We start from the raw sequence: 18,646 nt of genomic DNA on the forward strand, positions 1-18,646 counted from the left end.
TAAAATTTGATAATTTTTAGAAAATAATAAAATTTTATTTAGGAGGTATTCATTATGTTTGATATGGTTCCATTTAGAAAAAACAATTCTTTAAAAAGAGGTGATGCATTCGATAACTTTGTAGATTCATTCTTTAATAATGACTTTTTCGCACCTATGAACATGAATGGTTTTGGCAATGGTTTTAAAGTTGATCTTAAGGAAAATGAAACTTCTTATGTAGTTTGTGCTGATCTACCAGGAATAAATAAAGATTCTATAGATTTGGATTTCAATAATAACTACTTGACCATATCTGCAAAAAGGGATGACTCTATAGAAGATAAAAATGAAAACTTTGTAAGACGTGAAAGAAGATATGGTGAATTCAGAAGAAGTTTTTATATTGATAATGTAGATGATTCAAATATTACTGCTTCTTTTAAGGATGGAGTTTTAAAAGTTAGCCTTCCAAAACTTTCACAAGGTAAAAGACAAGGTAAGAAAATAGATATACAATAAGAAATTACTTACTACGGAATTAATATAACCAGACTAAAAAGCACTGTAAATAAACTTCACAGTGCTTTTTAGCTATTCCTGATGTATAACATCTAAATTACCAAACTTACTGAACTGACCCATCCAGGCCAATTTTACAGTGCCTGTAGGACCATTTCTCTGTTTTGCGATAATACATTCCGCAACATTTTTATCTTCTGTATCCTTATCATAGTATTCATCCCTGTACAAAAACATAACTATATCTGCATCCTGCTCTATTGATCCGGATTCTCTTAAATCTGACAGCATAGGTCTATGGTCCGTTCTAGCTTCAGGCGCACGTGATAATTGGGACAAGGCAATAACAGGACATTCCATTTCCTTTGCTAGTGCTTTTATGGATCTGGATATCTCTGAAACTTCCTGCTGCCTATTCTCTGAGCCTTTACCCCCACTCATAAGCTGTAGGTAATCCACAACTATCATATCTATACCATGTTCCATCTTTAATCTTCTGCATTTAGATCTCATTTCCATAATGGTTATACCTGCAGTATCATCTATAAATATCTTTGCAGCAGCAAGAGGCCCTGAAGCTCTAGCTATATTTTCCCAGTCCTTATCTTCTAAATTTCCCGTTCTTAAATTAAGCATATCTACATGTGCCTCGGAACATAAAAGCTTATAAGCTAGTTGTTCTTTTGACATTTCAAGAGAAAACATAGCTATTTTTTTACCTTCCCTTAAAGCCGCATATTCCGCTATATTTAATGCAAAAGTTGTTTTACCCATAGAAGGTCTAGCCGCCACAAGTACCATATCTCCCTTTTGAAAACCTGACGTCTTAGCATCTAACTCTCTAAATCCAGAGGCTACTCCTGTAGTTTCACCTTTATTGTTAAATAGCCTCTCTATTTCAGTAAATCCTCTTTCAAGTACAACATTCATAGGCTCAAAATCAGAAACTTTTCTATTACTTGACAAATCAAATATAGACTTTTCAGCCATATCAATGGTTCCTACAACATCATCCTGATTTTTATAACTTTCTTCTATTATCTTGGTAGAAGCCCTGATAAGTTTTCTCAGAACAGATTTATCTTTTACAATTTTTATATAGGATTTTAAATTAGCAGTAGACACTATTGATCCGCTTAGTTCACTTATATAAGTTATACCACCTGCTGCTTCAAGTTTTGATCTCGATTTTAAGTTTTCAGTCAAAGTTATTATGTCTACAGCTGTATCTTTTTTATATAAATCAAGTATTGAATCAAAAATAACTTTATGTGAATCCTTATAAAAATCCTCAGTGTTTAGAACTTCCATAGCTTCAACTATTGAAGTTTTATCAATAAGCATAGATCCAATTACACCTTGTTCAGCCTCTATATTATGAGGTATGCTTCTAATAGATGTATCCATACAGATGCCTCACTCCCTAGAATTAAATGTTACCTTTTGTTAATTGATTTACAGGTGAAGTATCAATTGTTTCAAATTAACACTCTGTTTATTTAGAATCAGAAGATCAATTCCATAAGTTCTTCAATATTTGATACAGCCTTAATTTCTATATCCTTAATATCAGTAGGTACTTCTTTTAAATTTTCTACAGGTAGTAACATTGTCTTTATTCCCTTTCTCCTGGCACCATAAGCTTTTTCAAATATTCCACCTACAGGTTTTATCTTTCCTCTTAAAGATATCTCTCCTGTTACAGCTACATCTTGCCTTAAAGGTTTTTGTAAAAGGGCACTTATGATACACACCGTAATAGCAGCTCCTGCTGAAGGACCATCAATCCTTCCTCCGCCTATTACATTTACATGGATATCATAATCACTCATATCTTTATCTGTTATCTTTCTTATAACTGAAGCTGCATTAAATACAGAATCTTTTGCCATACTTCCTGCTGTATCATTAAATCTTACAATTCCCTTGCCCTTTTCTTTAGCTTCAAATGTAACAGCTTCTATTTCTATAGTAGAGCCTATATATCCAGTTACTCCTAGTCCATAAATATGGCCAACTTCATAGGTAGACTTTGAAGGCACTTCTTCAAAAGGTATAAATCTACTTATAGATATAACTTTCTTTAAATCCTCTACTGAAATTTTAACTTTATCATTTAAATCACTTATTCCATTATTATAAAGGACATATCCATAGACATCTGATAATATGTTAATAGCTTTTCTGCCTTCAATTGTATATTTACTTATAAGTTCAGATACCCCGCTCTCAATTTCAATATTAAGTTTTTCAGCGGCATCTTCCACTATTTTCTGTATATCCTTCACAGAAAGCGGCTCAAAATAAACCTCCGTGCATCTTGATCTAAGGGCAGGATTTATTTCACTTGGTTCTCTTGTAGTAGCTCCTATAAGTAAAAAATCTGCAGGAGCTCCCTTCTCAAATAAATACTTTATATACTTAGGTATATTCTCATCATCTGGATCATAATATGAAGATGAAAACTCAACTCTTTTATCTTCCAGTACTTTTAGCAACTTATTCTGGAGCATTTCATCCAATTCTCCTATTTCATCAATGAAAAGCACTCCACCATGAGCTTCTGTAACAAGTCCAGGTTTTGGTTCTGGTACTCCTACTTCCGCTAAGTCTCTCTTAGTTCCTTGATATATAGGGTCATGTACAGATCCAAGAAGTGGATTTGTAATTTCCCTAGGATCCCACCTTAAAGTGCTTCCATCTACCTCTACAAACTTAGCATCTTTTCTAAAAGGTGTAAACTTTAACTTTTTTGCTTCTTCTAAAGCAATTCTAGCTGCTGTAGTTTTACCTACTCCCGGTGGTCCATATAAAATTATATGCTGCGGATATGGTGATGCTATTTTAGACAGTATAGACTTTATAGCTCTCTCTTGGCCAATTATTTCATCAAAAGTTTCTGGTCTTAGAAGTTTTTGAATGTTTTTGCTAAGCCCCTTAGAATCCAGTACCTCAAGTTGAGCATACTTTTTCAAAGTTTTTGCGTTTTCAGGTCCTTTTCGCTTTTTTATAATACTGAGTCTAACCTCATCCATATATTTATCCTGATGTTCTGTAAGGTTTTTCTCTACTTCCTTTTCAATCTTAGTTCTTACATATCTTTCTGCTAATGTTTCTGCTATCCAATTATTGGTGTTTTCTAGTGCATCATATACATTTGATTCATCTGGTATCTCAGTTAATCCTTTTCCATCACTAACTATTTTATTTAGAGCATATATTCTTTCAAATAAATTCTCACTATTCATATAACCTTTTAAATTATACCTTACTACCCTGGCATTCACAGTACCTTTATCCATTATTTTTTTCAAAAGATCATATAAAACTTTTACTTGAGTATTTATTGGAATAGAATCATTTAATTCCCTATTTAATCCATCAACAAATTGTAATTTCACAAATTTTCCTCCTTATTTCTCTGCAATAACTACTTTTATTTTAGTGGATATCTCAGGATACAATTTAACTTCTACATCATAGGTACCAAGTTGTCTTATGTTGTTAACTGCTATTTTCTTTTTATCCACATTTATATGAAATTTTTTGTTTAATTCATCTGAAATATCTTTTCCCGTTATTGATCCAAACAGCCTTCCATTTTCCCCTGATTTTACAGTTAGTTTTATCTCTTTTCCCTTTAAGCTAGCAGCAAGTTTTTGTGCTGCTTCTATTTCAGCAAGTTTTTCTTTTCTCTCTGCTTCCTTTTTGTTATTCAATATATGAAGATTTGACTGATTTGCTTCTTCTGCAACTCCCCTTGGTATTAAATAATTTCTAGCATATCCGTCTGAAGCATTTATTACTTGCCCTTTTTTCCCTAAAGTTTTTACGTCCTTTAATAATATAACTTTCATCTATTCTTCACTCTCCTCAGTATATTCATTTATAGCTTCATCTAATTTTTCTATAGCCTCATCTATGGTTACAGATTCTAATTTAGCTCCTGCCATAGTCATATGTCCTCCCCCTCCTAGGCCTTCAAGTATAATTTGAACATTTATATCCCCTAAGGATCTAGCACTAATAAATACTTCATCTTTTATTTTAACAAAAACAAAGGATGCTTGAATACCTGTAATATTTAGTAGCTCATCTGCTGCTTGGGCAACTAATAATAAATTTGCCATTTCTGGGGGACATACTGCTATAGCAATACCATTATTTATCTTTGCTGATTTTATAATTTCAGCTCTCTTTAAATAAGTTTCAAAATCATAGGAAAAAAGCTTTTTTATATCTATGGTGTCTGCTCCCAATCTTCTTAAAAATGAAGCGGCTTCAAAAGTTCTTACACCAGTTTTAAAATAAAAATTCTTTGTATCCACACATATGCCTGCAAGAAGTGCTTCTGCCTCTATTGGCTTTATATTTGGTTTTTCTACCATATAAGGCAGCATTTCAGTAACCAATTCAGAGGTAGATGAAGCATAAGGTTCAATGTAACTTAAAAGAGAATTTTTAATGAGATCTGTAGTTCTTCTATGATGATCTATTATAACTATTCTATCAAACTTCTTAACTAATTGCATATTTTGTACATGTCCTTCACTATGTACATCTACAATTATAAGAAGGCTATTTTCATCTATCTTATCTTCACAATTTTTGCTGTGTATAAAAACATTATCGTATTCCTTCTCTTCTTTTATCTTATCTAATATAACTTTTATGCTTTCATTACTATCATCTAATATGATAAAGCATTCTTTATTCATTAAACTAACTACACTGCGAATTCCAACAGCAGATCCTAAACAATCTATATCTGGTTTCATGTGTCCAATTATAAATACATTTCTACTATCCTTTATTATATCTACAAGAGCCTGAGCTATTACCCTAGCCCTTACTTTTGTTCTTTTTTCAATTTCCTTAGTCTTTCCTCCATAAAACAAAAGTTTATCTCCATTTTTTACAACTGCCTGGTCTCCTCCACGTCCTAGTGCCAATTCCTTAGCCGATACTGCATATTTTTCATTCTCCAAGGGAGTATCACCACCCCTGCCAATTCCAATACTTAAAGTTACTGCAAGTTTATTTCCCATATTTATTTCTCTAATAGTATCAAGTATTTCAAATTTCTTTTCCATTTCTTTTTCTATGTACTTATTTTGTATGCAAAATACATATTTATTTGATTCATACTTTCTTATCATAGCATTTAAATTTTGAGCATAACTGTTTATAGTTCTCTCTATTTCGGCTATTATAAGTGGTCTATCATCTTCTTCCATAGGCTTTACTACATCATCAAAATTGTCCACTTCCATTAACATTACTGCATCTTTGTTCGCATTTACTGAATTCATAATTTTAAAGGGTTTTGTTACATCATAGAAATATAAGAGCATAATTTTATCTTTAGAGTTTTCTGAAGTATCAACTATATTAGTATATATATCATAATATTTGTCCTTAATCTTTATATATCTAAATATAGTTTCCTTTCCATTTGCCACCTGCTTAACATTAAAATCTCTTACCACATTTTTAATATTTTGACCTAGTATATCTTTTCCTTCTAGTATGGAGGAAAAGTTTTGATTATACCAAAGTACATCACCGGTGATTTTTATTATAACAAGTGGAAAAGGAAGCTTTACAAGTGTATTTCTGGTAGCTATATCAAGTTGAGATGAAAAATCTTCTATAAACTTTTTCCACTTACTTTTTTTATATTCGGTATTTTTTACATTGTAAATTACAAGAAATGCATATAGACAGATAGCTATACTTCCAACTATCATATGCCCATATGCCATCAATATTACAATAAGAAGAGCAATTATCACCATATACACTTTATTACCCTTTATAAAGTAATTGTACTTATTATCCATTAAATGAGCCCCCAGTTACTATTTTTTCAATTTTCTATAAGGGTCTAGTTTCCTAAAGTCAAATACCATGTCTATAAATCCAGCCAAGCCATACACTAGGGACAGCTTAGTCATAACTGTAAATACTATAATCAACACAATAATTTTTTTAGATACCTTATACCTATTCATAAGATAGTATGTAACCAATGATACCCCATCTAGTAAAAATACAAGTTCAAGTATAAGTCCTGAAGAATTAATTAAATACTGTCCAATTGCCATATTGTTTCTGTTAAATAATATTCCTAAAACAAGTATAACACCAACTAATGTTCCTATTCTTGTATTCATATACCATTGATTAAAAGGTTTTGCTTCATTAACTTCATATTTTAACTTTTTAAGCACAGCCCTTGTTATTGTGTAATTTAGATATGCCAAAATAACTGAACTAGCTATAATTACTCCTGGAATAAGTCTCATAATATATTCTGGTGTAAACATCTTAATTAAATCTTCTATAGGTGCCAGTTGACTGCTGGATACGCCTGCCTGCTGATAAATACTTTTACTTATTTCCATGGATTGGTTGAAATTTTTCACTATTTTACTTACAAAGCCATATATTCCATCATTACTCATTAAAGTTATGTATATAGTGGTATAGATTGTTGTTCCTAAAGCCATTGCTATGGAAAGAAAGATAATTGTAGTTCCAAAATTTTTTTTATTTTTCACACAATATCCTAGTACAACTCCCGTAAATCCAACCATTATCATTGAAGATATTGCATATATAGGATTATAAAACATTGCTATAAATATACCACTAGCTATTACAGAAATCAAAGTAACCTTATAATTATGCCTAATATACAAAATCGTTATAGGTATTGGTACTATAAAATTAGCAACTAAGGAAGCTATAGGTACATATATGTTTACAAGCATTATTATTACTGTAAGTGCTATGGTAAGCCCTGCTTCTGCTAAGGCTCTTGTGTTATATGTCTTATTCTGCATTTTTACCTCCATTATTCCCTTTCTTTGAGATAACTATATAGTTTACTTAAATCTTTGCCATCCTTTTCTATTTTGTCTTCTTCAATTATACCAATTTTCAATTTCTTTTTCATAGTTTGATCTACTGATTTATGTGAATAACCAAGCCTCTCTGCAAGTAAATATAATACTATTATTCCCCCGGAAATACAGTCTAGTATGGATTCTTGCGCTACATTACTGCCTCTTGTAAGCAATTTAAAAAAATCTGCTACTATACATAAAAGATTAGCCTTTAAATCTTCTATTATTTTAACATTATACATTATGTTGAAATTTTCTTTTTTCATACAATCATCCTCCTAGCCTTTAATTATATTTTAGTTGCTTTCATAGCTTTATGCAATAAATTAACATTGATTATGCTGCCAAATCATACATAAATTAAATCTACAGTAAAAAACTAAATATAATTTAAAAAAAGTGAAGAATAAAAATTCTTCACTTTATAAACTACTCTGTTGTAAATGGCAGTAAAGCTATGTTTCTAGCTCTCTTTATAGCTACTGTAAGTTCTCTTTGATGTTTTGCACAGTTTCCAGAAATTCTCCTTGGAAGGATTTTTCCTCTTTCTGTAACATATTTTCTTAATTTATTTATATCTTTATAATCTATAAATTCAGATTTGTCCATACAAAAAGCACAAACTTTTCTCTTAGCTCTTCTCATTTTGCCGGAATTTCTTCTTCCGCCTTCTCTATTATTTGCCATAATGCTTTCCCCTCCTTACTTTTAAAAAGGTATATCTCCATCATCTACTGGAGTAATATCCTCTCCATAAATATTCTCATCAAAGTTTTGAGTTTTTCCAAAATTTTCAGATGAAGTTTGATTATATGAGTTCTTTGCAGATTTCTCTCCCCATTCTAGGAATTGAACTTCTTCTGCAATAACCTCAGTAACATATCTTCTAGTACCGTCTTTAGCTTCATAATTTCTAGTCTGGATTCTACCACTAATACCTATAAGTTTTCCTTTACTCATATAATTTGCAGTAGATTCAGCTTGTTTTCCCCATACAACTATAGGAATAAAATCTGCTTCTTTTTGCCCATCTTTAGAAAATCTCCTATCAACGGCTATAGTAAAAGTGGTAACTGCTGTACCATTTCCTGGTGTAAATCTCAATTCTGGATCTTTGGTTAATCTTCCAATTAAAACAACCTTATTCAATCAAAACACCACCTATTTTTCATCCTTTACTATTATATGTCTTATAACTGTATCTGTAATCCTGAATACTCTGTCTAACTCTTTTGGTAATTTAGGATCAGCATTAAAATTTATTAAGGTATAATATCCTTCGTTAACTTTGTTTATTTCATAGGCAAGTTTTCTCTTACCCCAAACATCAACGTTTTCTATTACTCCTCCACCATTTTCTATTACACCCTTAAACTTTTCTATGTTAGCTTTGCAAGCTTCTTCATCTAATGATGGCTGTAATATAAATATAGTTTCATACTTATTCATTGATTCCACCTCCTCCCTTTGGGCTAATGGCTGTGATTTCACAGCAGGGACTACAGTTATTCATTTTACTACTTTTTTAACATTAAATCAATTAATTTTTTTAATTATTGTGTCTCTTTTTCATCAGGTGAATTTTGCTTAATTATTTTTTTTACACTTTTCTCAAATTTATTTCTTGGAAGCATAACTATTCTTCCACATCCACAACACTTAATCTTTATATCTGCCCCAAGTCTTATTACTTCCCACTCATTACTACCGCAAGGATGTCCTTTCTTCATTTCAACTACATCACCAATGTAATAAACTTTTTTCATGTACTATTCCCCCTTTAAATTTTTTATTACTAAATAAGGAGTTTTTATGTTTTCCTTTTTTAAAGTTTCTCCTATTTCCCTTCTAAGTTTCATCTCCATATCCCACTGCGTCATAGCCTTAGCCTTACCAGCTACTCTAATGGTTACTCTGTTATCTTTTATATTTGTTATTCCCTGAACAGTAGGTGCTTGGGTGATGGAACTATTTTCTTTGGCAAAATCCTCACATAATTGTGTCATTATTTCTATGACTTTTTGAATATCCTCATCATAAGAAACTTCCACATCTACTGTAATTCTTATGCTCCCTTTAGAATGATTGGTTACTTTTGAAATAAGTCCATTAGGTATTATATGAAGATCTCCATTAAAATCCCTTATCTTAGTAACTCTAAGCTCCATACTTTCTACGATGCCACTTTTATCATCTATGCTTATGTAGTCTCCTACGGAAAATTGATCCTCAAATAATATAAAAAATCCATTTATAATGTCTTTTATAATGCTTTGAGCACCTAATCCAACAGCCACACCTCCTATTCCTGCAAAAGTTAAACCAGTTACACCTACTTTAGGTGATATGACTGTAATTATTGTAAATATTCCAAAAAAGTATACTGAATACCTTAATACACTTTTTAAAATAGCTCCTATAGTTTTAGCTCTTTTATCATTCAATGAAATTCTAAAATTTTTCTGCCTTGAAACATATCTATTTATTATTTTATTTCCTAGTTTAACGATGAGATACATAACTATAAGTATAAATATCACTTTAATAATTATCCAAACAAAATTATACATAGCTTGTGTGGATATGGATAATTTACCTATACTAATATTATCTCCATACATACTGACTTTAAGAAAAGAAAAAACACCACTTTCTTTCATGTTTTACCTCCAGAATTATAAGCAAATTTGCTTATATCCTAAATTACTTCTTTCATAAATATTTTTAATAGTTAACTTTTCTTCATTTATCAAACTTTTTACTGTATCTATATCCTTACTGTCAATTTTTATACTTATACCACAGCTTTTAGTTATAACTATTGGTGTAGGCATTATATTTACGTCTATTCCCTGTTCTTTTAAAATTTTTTCCCCATTTATAGCTCCGTGAGTATTTTTAAAAGTTACTACATAATATTCTTTCATAATTATAATCTCAGTTTATTAAAGCTGAGCCTCCTTGTAAAATTTTACTATTATTTTATATACAACAACTCTAGATTACTTTATAATTATTGTATAAAGATTTACTTTTAGTGCATAATTTTAATAAAATTCTTTAAAACCAATACTTTTTTTTATATACCATTATATCAGAAATATGTTTTTTATGGATATATCATATAAACTTAACTAATAATTTATCTGATAATTGCCTACTTACTACTACAAACTATGTGCAAGCAACTGCCACCAAATCAAAGATTTGAGATATCTGCTTTCCCCAATAAGTAGAATTTATTGATAATCTAAATTGTAAAATCTATATATCCAACAATATAATTATATAACAAAACACATTTTATTTTTCATATAAACATAAAAAATATGTTTTATTTAATTTATTAATTAGGGAAAATCAAGAAGGGAGCTTTTAAATCGTGAATGAATTGATAAACAAAATAAATAGAATTAGTTTATTTATTATACTTTATACTATAATTTTCTTAGTATTCTTCAGTACACTTAATTACACATTGCCATTTGTTTTAGCTTTTGCTTTTGCTCTAATACTAAAAAGACCTACTATTTTTATTTCGAGAAAACTTAGAATCAACCATGCTCTATCCTCTTTAATTACTACTATAATATTTTTTACCGTAATAATAACAGTACTATCATTTGGAATAACGGCAGTTACACAAGAAACTATACAATTAGGTAAAAACACTCAGCTATACATTTCTAGGAATTCTGATAACGTTTATAACTCTTTTTACAAATTGCAAAAATACTATAATAACTTAGACCCTTATATAATAAATGCTTTAGAAAAAAACTTTACAAGTTTTATTACTAAATTGTCAAATATAGCAGTAACTGTTTCAGGTAAATTAGTTTCTTCTTTAATAAACCTATTGACTACAATTCCTTACATATTGATGGTAATATTTTTCACACTACTTGCCACATATTTTTTTACTAGAGATATGACTTCTTCTAAAATAAGTATGAATACTTTGATACCGCAAAACAAAACAGATAAAATATTAAAAATATATAATGAAAGTAAACGGATGTTGGAAAATTACATACTATCCTACCTTATAATAATTTTAATCACTTTTTTGGAAACACTCATAGTATTTTCACTGTTTAAAATTAAATATGCCTTAATCCTCAGTATAATTTGTGCTATAGCAGACTTACTTCCTATTATAGGAATTGGTGCTATATATTTACCTCTTGCTATTATTTATCTTGCAATATTTAATAATTACATCACATGCACGGGATTAATTATAGCTTACATTTTGGTTTCAGTTATAAGACAAATTATAGAACCTAAAATAGTTTCTTCATCTCTTGGTGTACATCCTGTAGCCGTATTAGCAGCGTTATTTATAGGCTTAAAAGCAGACGGATTTATAGGCATAATATTTTGCATATTTTTAGTTGTATTTTTTAATATATTTCATAAATTAGACATGCTGTAAAATTTTATAATAAAAAATGTAAATTATACGTATAATTAACCTCCATATGGCAAAAATCATAATATAGGAGGTTTTCTTATGATTAAAAAATTAACGTTAGATTCCACATGTAGAAATTCCGTATACACTTTAAGAGATAAAATAAGTGATGAAATATATCCCGTTGTTAAATCAGGTAGAACTATAGTAATACTTTGTATAGGAACAGATCGATCTACTGGAGATAGTTTAGGTCCAATAGTAGGAGATAAATTGAAGTTTCTAATGAGGAATAAAGTTGAACTATATGGTAATTTACAGTATCCAGTACATGCAAAAAATCTTAAAAATATTATAACTGAAATAAATTCTAAATACAACAAACCTTTTATAATAGCAATTGATGCTTGCCTTGGCACTATTCAAGATGTAGGCAAAATAATAATAGAAACAAAGCCTCTTACCCCCGGATCTGCAATGAAAAAATCATTACCTCAAGTAGGAGATTTAAGTATAACAGGCATCGTAAATATCTGTGGAGCCATGGAATTTATGGTATTACAAAATACTCGATTGTTTACTGTTATGCAACTTGCAGACACAATTTCTAGAGGGTTATATCATTCCATATTAAAAACTATAGGTGGTAAAAAGAATACAAGTTTTTTTCAAAATATAGAAGCTTAATGTTTTACTTATACTAAAATACTCTATCTCTAAGTATATACTCTATTTCTTCTATATTCTTTTTTCCTAAATCAATTATTAGAATATCCTTGTTCTTTATATTTAAGTTTGCAAGTCCGTCATCTTTTAGCTTGCAAATTATAACATTATATTTAGTATCTGAATCATCTGTTACTATTATATATCCTCTTTTTTGCAATTCATAACTTATATAACTTAGATTCTTAGTAACATATATTTTCATATAAAAAACCTCCTTAAAAGATAATTTTCCCTTAAGGAGGTTCTTTATGTAAGTTATTATATTTTCTTATTTACACATTCTTCTAAAACTTGTTTTTCTTCTTGAGATAACTCATATCTTGACATTCCGCTATCAATAGGTTTTGCATAAGTAGTACTCTCATCTCTTCCATATATTCCTGTAATTATTACACCATCATTTTTCCCATCTAGTAGTGCAACTGAAAAACTCAAGTCACTTCCTACATCCTCAAAAGCCCTGTATCTTATAATGGATATTTTTTGAATGCAGTCTTTTATTTTTAAATTTAAGCTATTATAAAGTTCTTTCATGTCTTTAGATTGTTCTTTTACATCATCTATATTATCTAAGTAACCTACAATAAGTTCTTCTAAATTCTTATTGTTTGAACCTCTCATGATTTTTCTATACCTTTTTTCCAATCTACTTAAAGATGTAAAAATCACCATATTCATAATTAACAATATCAATACTAATACAGCTAATCCAATTATAATATAAGGTTGTAAACTTCCTATTAAGCTAATAATATTTTGCATATCTTTCTCCTTTCATAAAAATGTTTCACATGAAACATTTAAACAAGACGTATTAAATTTTTAGTATATCTAATATTCTCTGCAAATCTTCTTGAGAATAATATTCTATTTGTATTTTTCCTTTATTTTTTTTATCCATTAGTGAAACCTTAGTACCAAATAAATCCTCTAGTTTTTCTCTTATATCTACATAATAGGGATTTGCTTTTTTTATATTATCATTCTTAGCTGCCTTACTAGAATTTAGATTTTTAATAATTTTTTCTATATCTCTAACTGTTAAATTTTCATCTATTATACTTTGTGCTAATTTATATTGTAGTTCTCCATCGTCCACACCCAAGAGTGCTCTACCATGCCCTTCTGTAATAACTCCATCTATTATATATTCTTGAACTCTACTGTCTAAATTCAAAAGTCTCATACAATTAGTAATTGCAGTCCTCGATTTACCTATCTTTACACTTAATTCTTCTTGAGTTAAATTAAAATCATTAATTAATCTCTTATAAGCTAAAGCCTCTTCTATTGGATTTAAATCCTGTCTCTGTATATTTTCTATAAGGGAAATTTCTAGGATTTCCTTATCAGATAAATTCATTATGATTGCAGGCACTTCTTTAATATTAGCTAATTTTGCAGCTCTCCATCTTCTCTCACCTGCAACTATGCTATATGCATCATCTCCTATTTTATTAAGTATAAGTGGTTGTATTATACCATGCTCTTGTATTGACTGAGAAAGTTGCAATATTTTTTGTTCATCAAAGTTTTTCCTAGGTTGAGTTTTATTTGCACTTATTAAGTCAATATCAATAAGTATTGTATCCTTTTTGCTTTCTTCCTTCTCTTCTAACGCACTTTCAGGTATCAATGCTCTAAGTCCTTTACCTAATCCATATTTTTTATTCAAATCTCACTCACTCCTTTTGCCTATGCAAAAATTCTTTAGTTAATCTTTCATAAGCTTTAGCACCTTTACATTTATCATCATAAAGTACTATAGGTAGTCCAAAACTAGGAGCTTCAGCTAATCTTATATTTCTAGGTATGGTACTTTTATATACTTTATCTTTAAAATATTTTTTTACTTCTGAAATCACTTGAGTAGACAGATTAGTTCTCCCATCACACATACTCATAATAACCCCCTCAATTTTTAAGTCTTTATTTAAGGATTCTGTTATCAATTGTACTGTGTTAACTAGTTGTCCAACACCTTCCAAAGCATAAAATTCACATTGAATAGGTATAATCACACTATTTGATGCTGTAAGTGCGTTTATAGTCAAAAGTCCCAAAGACGGAGGACAATCTATAAATATAAAATCAAATTTAGCTTTTAACTTTTTTAAATTATTCTTTAATATATTTTCTCTGTTTTCTTTATTTATTAATTCCACTTCAGCTCCAGCTAGTTCTATAGTTGATGGCACTATAGAAAAATTATCTATCAATTCACATTTTTTTATAACATTATCTATCTCAACATCTGAAGTTAATATATCATATATAGAAGCATCTAAATTTTCCTTATCAATTCCCAATCCGCTAGTAGTATTACCTTGAGGATCAATATCTATATTCAATATTTTATATCCTTGCATAGCCAAATAAGCACTTAAATTGATACAAGTAGTAGTTTTACCAACCCCACCCTTTTGATTAAATATGGATATTACCTTCATTCAAATTCCCTCCTTCCAGCTTTATATATTCATCTTTTCTAATTATATATTTTTATTTAAAAGAATAAAAGAGTTTTTATTGTTAATTAACATTTAAATTTTTATAAAAAAATAAAATGTTTCATGTGAAACATTTTATTTTTTAGGAATAGTAATTATAATCTGAACCTCTTCGTCTGAATCCTCTGAAGTATACTTTGCATTCAACCCATATTTATCAAAAATCTGCTTAATTGTATTTATATATACTTTAGGAGAAAATATTCCTTTTATTTTCTTTCTTTTATTTTTTTTATTACTGATGAGCTTGTCCAATTCTTTATTGATAAGCTCTTCTGTTTTCTTTACATTCAAAGATTTCTTAATTACGATCTTTAATATTTTTTTCTGAATCTCCAATGTTGGAAGTTTTAATAAGGCTCTCGCATGCCTTTCAGTTAAGTTATTCTCTAGTAACATAATTCTAATTTCTTTATCAAGTCTAAGAAGTCTAATCTTATTTGCAATAGTAGATTGCTTTTTTCCTATAGTTTCAGCTAGTTTCTCTTGAGTATAAGAATGATCCTTTATTAAATTATAGTATGCTTCTGCTTCTTCCAAAAAATTTAAATTTTCCCTCTGCAAATTTTCTAAAAGTGCAATTGCAGCAGATTCTTTATCACTTATGTCTACTATTATTACAGGAACTTCAGTAAGTCCTGCCTTTTTTGCTGCTCTCAGTCTTCTTTCCCCAGCAACTAATTCGTACTTATTTTCACCTAATTTTCTTACTGACAGTGGTTGAACTATTCCATATGAACTTATAGATTGAGCTAACTCTTCTAAACTTTCTTCATTAAAATATTTTCTCGGTTGATATACATTAGGTAAAATTAAATCTACGGGTATATAATTAACGTTCTTTTGCATATTTAACCATCCCTCTTATGTTTCCTATTGTTAACATTTCTTCACGGTTTTATAAAATCCTTCTAATTTATATAATTTTTATCCGACAAATTGTTACATTTATTTTAGTGGTTTTTTAGAAACTATACCTGCCTTTCTTGGATACATATTTGGTGTTCTCCTAATTTTTTTTATTACGACTAAATTATGATTAAGATCATCATTTTCTATTTTTATTATATCCTCTATTTTCCCACCTAAAATACTAACAGCTTTTTTACTTTCCTTAATTTCATCCTCAACAGATGGACCTTTCATAGCCACAAAATATCCACCTAATTTTATATAAGGAATACAAAACTCACTTAGAACAGTTAAATTTGCTACAGCCCTTGAAACTGCTGCATCAAATTTTTCTCTATACTCAATATCTTTAGAAAAATCTTCTGCTCTTCCATGTATACATTTTATATCATTTAATTCAATATCTGATATAACTTGATTCAGAAAATTTATCCTCTTATTTAACGAATCTAAAAGCACTACTTTTATTTGAGGATTAACTATCTTCATAGGTATACCTGGAAATCCAGCTCCTGTTCCTATGTCAATAACATTAGAAATATCTCTTAATGGTGAAAATTTAAATATTTTTACACAATCTATAAAGTGTTTTTTTATTATATCTTCATCTTCTACTATAGTAGTAAGATTGATTTTGTTGTTCCAAAATTTTAATATATCCTTATATTTTATAAATTTACTATACTTTTTTTCATCAAATTCTAGTCCTACATCTTTACACGCAGTATCTATAATTTTAAAATATTGCATATTTAGTTCTCCAATCTACCTTCATTTACAGATCCTTTTCTCTATATTTTTTCTCCATATAAATTAGTAAAACAGAAATATCTGCTGGAGAAACCCCTGAAATTCTAGAAGCCTGACCTACACTCATAGGTCTTATTTTTTTCAACTTTTGGGTAGCTTCTATTCTCAGTCCATTTATCTTATCATAGTTTATGTCTTCAGGTATAATTTTATTTTCAAATTTTTTAAATTGACTTACTTGTTCTAATTGTTTCTCAATATACCCCTCGTATTTGGAAATAATGTTAACTTCTTCTTGAATATCTTCCCCAAGCTCTGGTCTATCTACATCAAGTGGTTGTACCTTAAAATAGTCAAGCTCTGGTCTTTTAATAAGCTCATATAAGCTTGTAGTTTTCTTTAATTCAGAAGAACCTATAGAATTTAAAAAATCAACTACTTCTTTTTTAGGCGTTATGTGAATATCTTTTATTCTTTCAACCTCTTTCTCAATGTCACTTTTTCTTTTTAAATACTTTCCATATCTTTCTTCGCTAACAAGTCCTATTTTATGTCCAAGTTCCGTAAGTCTCAAATCTGCATTATCTTGTCTCAGTATCAACCTATACTCTGCTCGTGATGTCATCATTCTGTAAGGCTCCTGAGTTCCCTTTGTAACTAAGTCATCTACTAAAACGCCTATATATCCATCTGATCTCTTTAAAATAAGAGGTGGCTTGCCTTGTGATTTAAGCGCAGCATTTATACCTGCAATTATTCCCTGAGAAGCAGCTTCCTCATATCCTGAACTTCCATTTAGCTGACCTGCACCAAACAATCCTTCAACTTTCTTAAATTCTAGTGAAAGTTTTAGTTGTGTTGGATTTATACAATCATATTCAATAGCATAACCTGTTCTTAAAAACTCTACATTTTCAAGTCCAGCTATAGTTCTATACATAGCAATCTGCACATCTTCTGGCATAGAAGTAGATGCCCCATCTACATATAGTTCGTCCGTATTTTCACCTTCAGGCTCTATAAATATCTGATGCTTTTCCTTATCTGGAAATCTCATTACTTTATCTTCTATTGAAGGGCAGTACCTAGGACCTACAGATTTAATAGAACCATTATAAAGTGGAGATCTATTTATATTATCTCTTATTACCTTTAAAGTATTCTCTGTAGTATACGTTAAATAACAAGATATTTGGCTTCTATCTAAATTTCCACTCATAAAAGAAAAAGGAACTATTTTCTTATCACCTGGTTGTTCTATCATTTTTGAAAAATCAACACTTCGCTTATTTACTCTAGCTGGTGTACCAGTTTTAAACCTTCTAAGTTCTATACCAAGATCAAGTAAACTTTGAGAAAGGTCATTAGCAGGCATAAATCCATTTGGCCCCGAACTATAACTTACGTCTCCTATGATAACTTTACCCTTTAGATAAGTTCCTGTAGCCAAAACAACAGTTTTCGTCTCAAAATATGCTCCATTTTTAGTTAATACACCACATACTTTTCCTTTATCATCTGTTCTTATACTTAGTACTTCTATTTGTCTTAAAGACAAGTTATTTTGTTTTTCAAGTACTTCTTTCATTCTAACTGAATAGTTTTTCTTATCAGCCTGAGCCCTAAGTGAATGTACTGCTGGCCCTTTAGAAGTATTAAGCATTCTTGACTGTATAAAAGTATGATCAATGTTTACACCCATCTCTCCACCTAAAGCATCTATTTCCCTTACTAAATGCCCTTTAGCAGTTCCACCAACATTAGGATTACAAGGCATAAATCCTACACTATCTAAATTCATTGTACACACTAAAGTCTTACAACCCATTCTAGCAGCTGCAAGTCCTGCTTCACAACCTGCATGACCTGCTCCTACAACTATTACATCATATTTTTCTGAAAAATACTCCAATTTT

At 29.7% G+C, this 18,646-nt stretch carries 22 protein-coding genes; 3 read left to right on the forward strand and 19 right to left on the reverse strand.

The genetic code is table 11. The features are described 5' to 3' along the window. The first annotated feature begins 54 nt into the window (after positions 1 to 54). Entirely contained in the window at positions 55 to 501 is a 447-nt protein-coding gene (gene hsp18 / locus CLCOS_RS19070; protein ID WP_063601239.1) for a heat shock protein Hsp18, read from the forward strand. A gap of 72 nt (positions 502 to 573) precedes the next feature. Here hsp18 and CLCOS_RS19075 read toward each other — a convergent pair whose 3' ends face one another. From CLCOS_RS19075 to CLCOS_RS19130, 12 genes are all read right to left on the reverse strand, one after another. Continuing rightward, positions 574 to 1,908 (reverse strand): replicative DNA helicase, encoded by a 1,335-nt coding sequence (locus CLCOS_RS19075; RefSeq protein ID WP_063601240.1) that lies wholly within the window; start codon positions 1,906 to 1,908, stop codon positions 574 to 576. A gap of 98 nt (positions 1,909 to 2,006) precedes the next feature. Next, entirely contained in the window at positions 2,007 to 3,902 is a 1,896-nt protein-coding gene (lonC, locus tag CLCOS_RS19080; RefSeq protein WP_063601241.1) for a Lon family ATP-dependent protease, read from the reverse strand. A gap of 12 nt (positions 3,903 to 3,914) precedes the next feature. Beyond that, the gene (rplI, locus tag CLCOS_RS19085) at positions 3,915 to 4,358 is read right to left on the reverse strand and encodes a 50S ribosomal protein L9 (RefSeq protein ID WP_013240836.1); all 444 of its coding nucleotides are present in this window, start codon (positions 4,356 to 4,358) and stop codon (positions 3,915 to 3,917) included. After that, the gene (locus CLCOS_RS19090; protein WP_063601242.1) at positions 4,359 to 6,344 is read right to left on the reverse strand and encodes a DHH family phosphoesterase; all 1,986 of its coding nucleotides are present in this window, start codon (positions 6,342 to 6,344) and stop codon (positions 4,359 to 4,361) included. An 18-nt stretch (positions 6,345 to 6,362) separates the two neighbouring features. After that, positions 6,363 to 7,349, reverse strand: coding sequence for a YybS family protein (locus tag CLCOS_RS19095; protein ID WP_063601243.1), 987 nt, complete (start codon positions 7,347 to 7,349; stop codon positions 6,363 to 6,365). Positions 7,350 to 7,360: 11 nt separating this feature from the next. Continuing rightward, entirely contained in the window at positions 7,361 to 7,678 is a 318-nt protein-coding gene (locus CLCOS_RS19100) for a MazG-like family protein (protein WP_013240839.1), read from the reverse strand. Between the two features lie 163 nt (positions 7,679 to 7,841). Continuing rightward, positions 7,842 to 8,099: a 30S ribosomal protein S18 gene (gene rpsR, locus CLCOS_RS19105; RefSeq protein WP_013240840.1), complete on the reverse strand. Its 258-nt coding sequence runs from the start codon at positions 8,097 to 8,099 to the stop codon at positions 7,842 to 7,844. 21 nt (positions 8,100 to 8,120) lie between these two features. Further along, positions 8,121 to 8,561, reverse strand: coding sequence for a single-stranded DNA-binding protein (locus tag CLCOS_RS19110; protein WP_013240841.1), 441 nt, complete (start codon positions 8,559 to 8,561; stop codon positions 8,121 to 8,123). A gap of 12 nt (positions 8,562 to 8,573) precedes the next feature. Next, positions 8,574 to 8,861 carry a 30S ribosomal protein S6 gene (gene rpsF, locus CLCOS_RS19115; RefSeq protein WP_063601244.1) on the reverse strand — a complete coding sequence of 96 codons (288 nt, stop codon included), beginning with the start codon at positions 8,859 to 8,861 and terminating at the stop codon, positions 8,574 to 8,576. A 104-nt stretch (positions 8,862 to 8,965) separates the two neighbouring features. Continuing rightward, complete coding sequence (locus CLCOS_RS19120) at positions 8,966 to 9,178, reverse strand: DUF951 domain-containing protein (RefSeq protein WP_013240843.1); 213 nt, start codon at positions 9,176 to 9,178, stop codon at positions 8,966 to 8,968. A 3-nt stretch (positions 9,179 to 9,181) separates the two neighbouring features. Continuing rightward, entirely contained in the window at positions 9,182 to 10,072 is an 891-nt protein-coding gene (locus tag CLCOS_RS19125; RefSeq protein WP_063601245.1) for a mechanosensitive ion channel family protein, read from the reverse strand. Positions 10,073 to 10,087: 15 nt separating this feature from the next. Continuing rightward, a complete protein-coding gene (locus CLCOS_RS19130) occupies positions 10,088 to 10,339 on the reverse strand; it encodes a DUF3343 domain-containing protein (RefSeq protein ID WP_063601246.1) in 252 nt (83 codons plus the stop codon). A gap of 455 nt (positions 10,340 to 10,794) precedes the next feature. Between CLCOS_RS19130 and ytvI the strand changes: the two genes are divergently transcribed. Next, complete coding sequence (gene ytvI / locus CLCOS_RS19135; protein WP_063601247.1) at positions 10,795 to 11,850, forward strand: sporulation integral membrane protein YtvI; 1,056 nt, start codon at positions 10,795 to 10,797, stop codon at positions 11,848 to 11,850. Between the two features lie 78 nt (positions 11,851 to 11,928). Beyond that, positions 11,929 to 12,516 carry a spore protease YyaC gene (gene yyaC, locus CLCOS_RS19140; protein WP_013240847.1) on the forward strand — a complete coding sequence of 196 codons (588 nt, stop codon included), beginning with the start codon at positions 11,929 to 11,931 and terminating at the stop codon, positions 12,514 to 12,516. Positions 12,517 to 12,529: 13 nt separating this feature from the next. Here the strand turns inward: yyaC and CLCOS_RS19145 are convergent, their stop codons facing one another. From CLCOS_RS19145 to mnmG, 7 genes are all read right to left on the reverse strand, one after another. Beyond that, entirely contained in the window at positions 12,530 to 12,760 is a 231-nt protein-coding gene (locus CLCOS_RS19145) for a YkuS family protein (protein WP_013240848.1), read from the reverse strand. Between the two features lie 56 nt (positions 12,761 to 12,816). Next, positions 12,817 to 13,320, reverse strand: a complete 504-nt coding sequence (locus CLCOS_RS19150; protein ID WP_013240849.1) for a DUF4446 family protein — start codon at positions 13,318 to 13,320, stop codon at positions 12,817 to 12,819. 52 nt (positions 13,321 to 13,372) lie between these two features. Next, complete coding sequence (locus CLCOS_RS19155) at positions 13,373 to 14,233, reverse strand: ParB/RepB/Spo0J family partition protein (protein ID WP_063601248.1); 861 nt, start codon at positions 14,231 to 14,233, stop codon at positions 13,373 to 13,375. A 7-nt stretch (positions 14,234 to 14,240) separates the two neighbouring features. Continuing rightward, a complete protein-coding gene (locus CLCOS_RS19160) occupies positions 14,241 to 15,008 on the reverse strand; it encodes a ParA family protein (RefSeq protein ID WP_063601249.1) in 768 nt (255 codons plus the stop codon). Positions 15,009 to 15,143: 135 nt separating this feature from the next. Beyond that, positions 15,144 to 15,917, reverse strand: coding sequence for a nucleoid occlusion protein (gene noc, locus CLCOS_RS19165; protein ID WP_063601250.1), 774 nt, complete (start codon positions 15,915 to 15,917; stop codon positions 15,144 to 15,146). 99 nt (positions 15,918 to 16,016) lie between these two features. Next, the gene (gene rsmG / locus CLCOS_RS19170; protein ID WP_013240853.1) at positions 16,017 to 16,730 is read right to left on the reverse strand and encodes a 16S rRNA (guanine(527)-N(7))-methyltransferase RsmG; all 714 of its coding nucleotides are present in this window, start codon (positions 16,728 to 16,730) and stop codon (positions 16,017 to 16,019) included. A gap of 25 nt (positions 16,731 to 16,755) precedes the next feature. Beyond that, positions 16,756 to 18,642 (reverse strand): tRNA uridine-5-carboxymethylaminomethyl(34) synthesis enzyme MnmG, encoded by a 1,887-nt coding sequence (mnmG, locus tag CLCOS_RS19175; RefSeq protein ID WP_063601251.1) that lies wholly within the window; start codon positions 18,640 to 18,642, stop codon positions 16,756 to 16,758. Positions 18,643 to 18,646: the final 4 nt, after the last annotated feature.

Source organism: Clostridium coskatii, from assembly GCF_001675205.1.
Classification (GTDB): Bacteria; Bacillota; Clostridia; order Clostridiales; family Clostridiaceae; genus Clostridium_B; species Clostridium_B ljungdahlii.

Excerpts from the sequence above, each read along its gene's own strand:
- CLCOS_RS19125 (WP_063601245.1), bottom strand. The coding sequence starts at position 10,072 with ATGAAAGAAAGTGGTGTTTTTTCTTTTCTTAAAGTCAGTATGTATGGA.
- rpsR (WP_013240840.1), bottom strand. The coding sequence starts at position 8,099 with ATGGCAAATAATAGAGAAGGCGGAAGAAGAAATTCCGGCAAAATGAGA.
- CLCOS_RS19120 (WP_013240843.1), bottom strand. The coding sequence starts at position 9,178 with ATGAAAAAAGTTTATTACATTGGTGATGTAGTTGAAATGAAGAAAGGA.
- hsp18 (WP_063601239.1), top strand. The coding sequence starts at position 55 with ATGTTTGATATGGTTCCATTTAGAAAAAACAATTCTTTAAAAAGAGGT.
- CLCOS_RS19090 (WP_063601242.1), bottom strand. The coding sequence starts at position 6,344 with ATGGATAATAAGTACAATTACTTTATAAAGGGTAATAAAGTGTATATG.
- CLCOS_RS19160 (WP_063601249.1), bottom strand. The coding sequence starts at position 15,008 with ATGAAGGTAATATCCATATTTAATCAAAAGGGTGGGGTTGGTAAAACT.
- CLCOS_RS19075 (WP_063601240.1), bottom strand. The coding sequence starts at position 1,908 with ATGGATACATCTATTAGAAGCATACCTCATAATATAGAGGCTGAACAA.
- rpsF (WP_063601244.1), bottom strand. The coding sequence starts at position 8,861 with ATGAATAAGTATGAAACTATATTTATATTACAGCCATCATTAGATGAA.
- CLCOS_RS19100 (WP_013240839.1), bottom strand. The coding sequence starts at position 7,678 with ATGAAAAAAGAAAATTTCAACATAATGTATAATGTTAAAATAATAGAA.
- rsmG (WP_013240853.1), bottom strand. The coding sequence starts at position 16,730 with ATGCAATATTTTAAAATTATAGATACTGCGTGTAAAGATGTAGGACTA.
- noc (WP_063601250.1), bottom strand. The coding sequence starts at position 15,917 with ATGCAAAAGAACGTTAATTATATACCCGTAGATTTAATTTTACCTAAT.
- rplI (WP_013240836.1), bottom strand. The coding sequence starts at position 4,358 with ATGAAAGTTATATTATTAAAGGACGTAAAAACTTTAGGGAAAAAAGGG.
- CLCOS_RS19095 (WP_063601243.1), bottom strand. The coding sequence starts at position 7,349 with ATGCAGAATAAGACATATAACACAAGAGCCTTAGCAGAAGCAGGGCTT.
- CLCOS_RS19145 (WP_013240848.1), bottom strand. The coding sequence starts at position 12,760 with ATGAAAATATATGTTACTAAGAATCTAAGTTATATAAGTTATGAATTG.
- CLCOS_RS19150 (WP_013240849.1), bottom strand. The coding sequence starts at position 13,320 with ATGCAAAATATTATTAGCTTAATAGGAAGTTTACAACCTTATATTATA.
- CLCOS_RS19130 (WP_063601246.1), bottom strand. The coding sequence starts at position 10,339 with ATGAAAGAATATTATGTAGTAACTTTTAAAAATACTCACGGAGCTATA.
- yyaC (WP_013240847.1), top strand. The coding sequence starts at position 11,929 with ATGATTAAAAAATTAACGTTAGATTCCACATGTAGAAATTCCGTATAC.